This is a genomic window from Helicobacter rappini (genome assembly GCF_900198625.1).
Classification (GTDB): domain Bacteria; phylum Campylobacterota; class Campylobacteria; order Campylobacterales; family Helicobacteraceae; genus Helicobacter_A; species Helicobacter_A rappini.
The window spans coordinates 1-2,300 of the sequence record NZ_FZPK01000065.1; the positions used below are offsets into that span (position 1 = coordinate 1).

Annotated in this window: 1 protein-coding gene and 1 pseudogene; both read left to right on the forward strand. The window is 37.5% G+C overall.

What is annotated here, in order from left to right; all coding sequences use genetic code 11:
* A pseudogene (locus C6H17_RS11025) lies at nt 1–185 on the forward strand (hypothetical protein); the annotation flags it as partial.
* 215 nt (nt 186–400) lie between these two features.
* Nucleotides 401–1,732 carry an adenylosuccinate lyase gene (gene purB, locus C6H17_RS11030; protein WP_005218079.1) on the forward strand — a complete coding sequence of 444 codons (1,332 nt, stop codon included), beginning with the start codon at nt 401–403 and terminating at the stop codon, nt 1,730–1,732.
* Nucleotides 1,733–2,300: the final 568 nt, after the last annotated feature.

Consider the following 2,300-nt stretch of genomic DNA (forward strand, 5'->3'; position numbering starts at 1 on the left):
TTGAAAAAGGGTGTTCTTTGGGTAATAATGAATCGTGTAATTTCCTTGATGAATATCAAGGTGATATGCAGGAAGATTTGCAGAATGATTTAAATGAAGCACAAGAAATACCAGATTCACTAGATTTACAAGAAAAGAAAGACTTGCAGGATATGCGACAACAAGAAGAAGTTAAGGGTGAGTGAATATGTAGAAACTAAACATATTTAGTTATACTTAAATAATAATAGAATCTTATTTTTGATTCTATGCCTTACTATAGATAATAATATAGAATCAAACAAGCAACACATAGAATCTGCTTCCCGAAAAACAAACAGATTCTAAAAAGCACAATTTAAATGATACTAAAAACTTTTTGCTACACTTCTAGGTTTATAAACACAACTTAAGGAATGATATGATAGAGCGATACGCAAGAGAAGAGATGAAAAAACTTTGGGATATGAATGCAAAGTATTCTGCGTGGTTAGAGGTAGAAAAGGCGTTAGTTAGAGGCTGGAATAAGCTAGGGCTAATCCCAGATAGCGATTGTGAAAAGATATGCAAAAACGCGAAATTTGACATCGCTAGGATTGATGAGATTGAAGCGGTTACTAAGCACGATTTAATCGCTTTTACCACTTCTGTGGCGGAGAGCTTGGGTGAAGAGAGCCGATGGGTGCATTATGGGATCACTTCTAGTGATTGCATAGATACCGCAGTAGCGTTGCAAATGCGAGATAGCTTAAAGATTATTTTAGATGATATAAGACAAGTGAGAGAAGCGATAAAGACAAGGGCTTATCAGCATAAAGACACGCTAATGGTGGGGCGAAGCCACGGAATCCACGGAGAGCCTATCACCTTTGGACTCGTTTTAGCGATTTGGTATGATGAGTTAGGACGGCATTTAAAGGCGTTAGAATCTACGCTTGAAGTCATCTCTGTGGGGCAGCTAAGCGGGGCAATGGGCAATCTCGCCCATACGCCTATGGAGCTTGAAGAGTTAGTTTGCAAAGAGCTTGGGCTAAAACCCGCCCCTGTGAGTAATCAAGTGATACAAAGGGATAGATACGCTAGGCTTATGAGTGATTTAGCCCTTTTGGCGAGTAGCTGTGAGAAAATCGCTGTGGAAGTGCGACACCTGCAACGCACAGAAGTCTATGAAGCAGAAGAGTATTTTGAAAGCGGACAAAAGGGAAGCTCGGCTATGCCCCATAAGCGAAACCCGGTTTTGAGTGAAAACATCACAGGGCTTTGCAGAATGATCCGCGCTTATGCAATGCCTGCGATGGAGAATGTCGCGTTGTGGCACGAGCGAGACATTAGCCATAGTAGCGTGGAGCGATTTATCTTGCCAGATAGCTTTATCACCACAGATTTTATGCTAATGCGTTTAAAAGGGCTGCTTGAAAAGCTAGTGGTGTATCCTAAAAATATGATGAAAAATCTCAACCTTACAGGTGGGCTTGTGTTTTCACAGCGAATCTTGCTTGAACTTCCTAAAAAAGGCGTATCGCGCGAAGATGCCTATAAAATCGTGCAAAGAAATGCGATGAAAGTGTGGGGTGATTTACAAAATGGCAAGAGTGCGTTAAACGATAAGGGCGAGAGCTTATATTTGCAATATCTTTTAGCAGATAGTGAGCTTGTAGGACTTATCGGTGAAGCGGCAATCCGCGAATGCTTTGAGTTTAGCTACTACACAAAAAATGTAGATTCTATCTTTAAAAGGGTGTTTGGGGAGTGAGTATGAAACCTTATGAAACAATGCAAGTGATTTTAGGGCTTTTTGTTGGAAAAAAGGGAATACAGCATATAGTCGTTTAAAAGATTTTTTGCTATATAAAAAGCGATTTTATATTATATTTTACAATTGTAGAGCATATGCACCATAAAAAAGCTCTACACTTATAAGGCTTTGTGAGTATTGATACTTTTTTTTCGCATTAGTTTTTGAACGGTGGAGAGAGTTATTTTTTTTATAGACTGCTAAGTTAATATCAACATTCGACATAACAGCTTCTATCCAATAAAGTTTCACAAATTAGCATTTCTTATATAGTGTGTCAAATCGCAATAAACCAAATGTTGTAACTCTTACTCACCAAAGGATATATTCTCTGTTTAAAGTTCTCAATAATTCCTTTTTAGTTCAACCAAGAAAAATTGTTTTGCTAAAAAATATCCCTATAAATCTTATATTTTCATTGCTTCAGCATAACAACTAATAGAATCTAGACATTTGTTAATAAGCTAATAAATACGCGATAATATTGGATATATTTATCGTATTTATATTTTTGCTTGACTTGTTT